Below are 4,200 nucleotides of genomic sequence, written 5' to 3'. Positions count from 1 at the left end.
TATGTCTGATGGTCAATTTGCTAGGTGGAGCTATTGCCTATGCAAATGAGCTTCCTGATGACACTCAATTTGACAACATGTATTATTCGTTGTCTGTTGATGATGAGCAAGGTCAGAACTCCCCCCAGAACTTGACGGATGCCGAAACTGGGGAGGTTAATTCCATTGAAGGAAATGCCCCAGCCGTATCTACTGATGACTTTACCCTTAGATTAGGGCAGAATATTGGCAGTGAAAGCGGTATGGGTAGTGAATATGGCAATTATGTGGCCAGCCTAATACAGGAAAATGCTTCCCTGTATGGTGTTGATCCAATACTGGCCGCCAGCCTGTTTGAACAGGAAAGCCATTTTCGTATGGATGCAGTTTCGGGAGCCGGTGCTATTGGCATAGCGCAGCTTATGCCACAAACCGCACAACAGATGGGTTATAACCCGTATATCTTGGAAGAAAACATCAAAGGCGGCATTGAATATCTCAGCTACCAGCTAAGAAGGTTTCAGCAGTCAGGCGATTTGCAAAACAGTTTTGCAATAGCAGCCTACAATGCCGGGCCTCGTTCCATCCAAGATTACGGTGATGTTCCTCCCTATGCAGAGACAAGAAATCATGTAACAGCAGTAGCGAATAACTATGTTGATATAATAAACATTACTGGAGGATTGTATCAATGATTGATATGTCTGTGCATGAAGCGCTTCAAGGTATGGTTATGCAGCGTGTAGACACTGTTGACCGGATGGCTATGCAGTGCAAGGAATATGTGGAGCGGCAACGTATTATGAACGAAATAGAGAAACTTTGCCGCGAACATGGAAAAGAGGAATGTTTTGAACAGCTGAGGATAGCCGTTCAAGACTTTGAATACCTGATGGCTTCAAACTGCTATGTTCTTGGCATCAAAGACAGAATGCAGATTGAGAGCATGGAACTCATTTAAGGCTATTGATACAATATTATGGAGAGAGCGCAAATGCGCTCTTTTATTTTTATGTATAATATTTGTATTAAGACATAAAACATGGTATACTATGTATAGATTTTGATTCGTGGGAGGTTTCATCATGGAAATGGATCTCTATAATCTCCTGCAGACTGGCAATATTGTCGTTGACCGCAACGGAGAAAAAGGCATTGTGGTGGTCGATGATAGCAAGCTGGATGCAGAAGGTCAGGCAACGATTTATATTGCCCATGAGGACTACAAAGTAGATGTGCGCCGGAATTATGACCTTGACCTGCGCGGTCAATGGTTCGGTGAAGACATCATGAAAATAGTGGAATCGAATCTGACGGCGATTCGTGAGCATGGTTTGGATGCTGCTCAATATGGTAAGGTTCTTTGGCAATATGGTAAGGTTCTTTGGCAACGCCCGGAGGAAAGTTATGAATGTACCCATTGAAGAATGCTCGGAAATCATTGGTTATCGTCAGTATTGGCTGCTGAATGATATTGAGCATAAAGAAATTTTTAAGTACCTTTGGGATGATTGTGATACATTGGAGGAGTTCAAGGAGCTTTTGTATAGTGACCCGAATATCTGCAATACTAAGGCTGCCGGATGGTTTCTCCATTATGATAGCGAGGCTGCGGAGTGCTTCCTTTCTCAGTGGTTTGGTAGGCAGAAGCGCAGATTTTGTTTGGACAGTAAGCAGAAGTTTATTATCTTGGAAAACGCTGGCACCAAGAGCATGATACCCACGGCTATGCTTTCAATGCAGTCCTGTAATGAGCATAGGGAAGAAGACTATTATGTGGCCATCGTTGATGATGATGACTTCAATCCTCTGCTGTTCAGGTTCCATTCTCTTATTTGTAGTGAGGATTTTAAGGTTAATGGGCATCCAGTAAAGGGCAATTATGCTGTTTACTATGGTAATGGCTATTTGGCGCTTTGGCGGCAATCTGATACTGCACTGGAGGCTTTGCTGGAAAGTGGCATTTATGAGGATGAGTATGATATAGGCACCTCAATGGGAAGGTAAATTCAATAAGACTGTGAGGCAGGTTCCTTGTGAGCCTGTCTTTTTTTATGCTTTTTGGGCGTTCCCCTTCGGGTCGGGCTTTCGTGAATGGAGCCAGCAGAGCTGTCTCCACCCTTCGGGCTTCAATCCCTAACGTGGGGTTCGGGGTTCGTTGCCTGTGGCAGCGCAGGGCAGGCGGCAGACCCTGCGCTTTACGTTAGCAGCCGGACGGAGCCGGGGGAAGGTTACGTTATCGCCCATCCAGCCCGTAGGCCAGGGGCTGAATAGGCTCAGTTACTTTTGTTTACGCCTCGATGAGCAGGAGGCGTAAACATGGAGGCTTTCAGCTTTCCTTGCAGGAAAGCCAAAAGCAATTTAATCTATTCTTTTTTTTTGCCGGGGCAAAGCCTATCACACCCTCCTTCCACCCGCAAGGCCAAGCCGCTTCGCGGTGCTGCGCAGCCTTGCGGGTTCCCTCCGGGCGCGATACCTTCCGGCCATCAAAAAAAAAGAAAAACGCAGCAGGGGGTTCGGAAAGAACTCTCAAGCTAAAAAGGAGTGCTCACGATGAAAAATTACGACATGACCACAAAGACGGATGCAGAAATGCTTGCTAGGCTCTTAAACCTTCCTGAAAAGGCTCTGCAATCTCACACGTTGCAGGAGGTGATGACCTCCCCAATGGCCATCAAGGGCGTAGGCGAAAAAAGCACGGAAAAACTGATGATGCTTAATGAACTTTCCCGCCGTTGGAGCATGGAAACAAATCCCGTTGATACCATTCACGGCCCCGAAGATGTAGCGCATTACCTTTGGCCAAGATACAGGGACGAAATGAGAGAACATTTTGTGCTGGTGCTATTGAATACGAAAAATCACATCATAGCAACGCCAGTCGTATCCATTGGAAGCCTTTCCGCTTCCGTGGTACACCCTAGAGAAGTATTCAAGGAAGCTATTTTATATTCTGCGGCTTGTATGATTCTTGTGCATAATCACCCATCGGGCGACCCAACGCCGAGCCGTGAAGATAAAGCGGTGACGGAAAGACTGGTCAAGTGTGGAAAACTTATGGATATACCTGTTTTAGACCATGTGATTTTAGGCAGATACCACTTTTTCAGCTTCAAGGAAAAAGGGTTGATGAATAACTAAACAAACAAAATGGAAAGCCCCGCCGTCAAGGGACGGCGGGGGAAGAAAAGGAGAACTGACACCATGAAAAAAATGATTGTACTTACTTTCGAAATTGACCACGAAAATTTTAAGATTTCCCCGCAAATCAGAAACATCGACAAAGAAAATTCCCTGCATGAAAAATATAAATATATCGGGTGCGATTTGGTAGACTGCAAAGACTTTGATATTGATGGTAAAACCTTTACAGTATGGTTTGACGATGAGTTTTTATTAAAAGGGCGAGCCGTTCCCACCATGCTATTAAATGAGGACGGATATAAAACCATACTTTGCAACAACCTCCTTTTTACTGGCTTCACGGATGAAGGCGAGGAAAGAGGCTTGAAGCTGGACGAAGTGCATAAAATCATAGATTACATATACAATACACGGCAGGAACTCATGGACGAAGTTCACGCCATGATGAAGCAATAAGGAAAGCCACCAGCCACCGCGCCAAGCGCGGCAGCTGGTGGCCTTTTTCAAAATCGCCCCGCTTACGCGGGGAAATGTCGGCAAAATATTATTTTGCCTCTTGAATAATGTTATCATATATGATAACATTATTCATATAAGGAGGATTATATGGATTGGAAAATCGAGTATTATCAAAAGGAAAATGGTAAAATCCCTGTTTATGAATTTTTATGCACTTTAGAGCCAAAAATGAGAGCTAAAGTCTCTCATTATATTGACTTATTAGAAAAGGCAGGAACCAATCTGACTGAACCTTATGTTTCTCCCATCAAGGGGGATAGATATAAAGGTCTATGGGAATTAAGGGTTAAATTTGCATCCGATATTACAAGAGTATTTTACTTTACTTTTCAGGGCGATACCTTTGTTTTACTTCATGGATTCAAGAAGAAAACTAATAAAACGCCGGAAAGTGAATTAGAACGTGCATTGAAATATAAAAAAGACTTTGAAAGGAGAAATTCCGATGACTAAAGCTAGTGTTAGTAGTTCTGAAATTCGTAAACTTTTAATGCAGGACGAAGAATATAAAAATGAATATGAACGGTTAAAACCGCGCTATGAACTTATAGCACAGAT

At 43.6% G+C, this 4,200-nt stretch carries 7 protein-coding genes; all 7 read left to right on the top strand.

The annotated features are described in order from the left end of the window. The coding region (locus QZV24_RS10315; protein WP_294523544.1) for a lytic transglycosylase domain-containing protein at positions 1-674 on the top strand (674 nt) is incomplete at its 5' end. Beyond that, the gene (locus QZV24_RS10310; protein ID WP_294523542.1) at positions 671-940 is read left to right on the top strand and encodes a hypothetical protein; all 270 of its coding nucleotides are present in this window, start codon (positions 671-673) and stop codon (positions 938-940) included. The genes QZV24_RS10315 and QZV24_RS10310, both read left to right, overlap by 4 nt. Positions 941-1,064: 124 nt before the next feature. Next, the gene (locus QZV24_RS10305) at positions 1,065-1,403 is read left to right on the top strand and encodes a hypothetical protein (protein ID WP_294523540.1); all 339 of its coding nucleotides are present in this window, start codon (positions 1,065-1,067) and stop codon (positions 1,401-1,403) included. Beyond that, positions 1,387-1,986, top strand: coding sequence for a hypothetical protein (locus QZV24_RS10300; RefSeq protein ID WP_294523539.1), 600 nt, complete (start codon positions 1,387-1,389; stop codon positions 1,984-1,986). The genes QZV24_RS10305 and QZV24_RS10300 overlap by 17 nt, the downstream gene beginning before the upstream one ends. Before the next feature lie 546 nt (positions 1,987-2,532). After that, entirely contained in the window at positions 2,533-3,120 is a 588-nt protein-coding gene (radC, locus tag QZV24_RS10295) for a RadC family protein (RefSeq protein WP_294523536.1), read from the top strand. Between the two features lie 63 nt (positions 3,121-3,183). After that, on the top strand, positions 3,184-3,579 hold the full coding sequence (locus QZV24_RS10290; RefSeq protein ID WP_294523534.1) for a hypothetical protein: 396 nt from the start codon (positions 3,184-3,186) through the stop codon (positions 3,577-3,579). A 150-nt stretch (positions 3,580-3,729) separates the two neighbouring features. After that, entirely contained in the window at positions 3,730-4,095 is a 366-nt protein-coding gene (locus tag QZV24_RS10285) for a type II toxin-antitoxin system RelE/ParE family toxin (protein WP_294523533.1), read from the top strand. The last annotated feature ends 105 nt before the right edge of the window (positions 4,096-4,200 follow it).

Origin of the sequence: uncultured Anaerovibrio sp. (genome assembly GCA_902786545.1) — a bacterium.
Taxonomy (GTDB): Bacteria; Bacillota; Negativicutes; order Selenomonadales; family Selenomonadaceae; genus Anaerovibrio.
The sequence above is the reverse complement of the archived record's forward strand: the minus strand, read 5'-3'. Positions and strand labels throughout refer to the sequence as shown.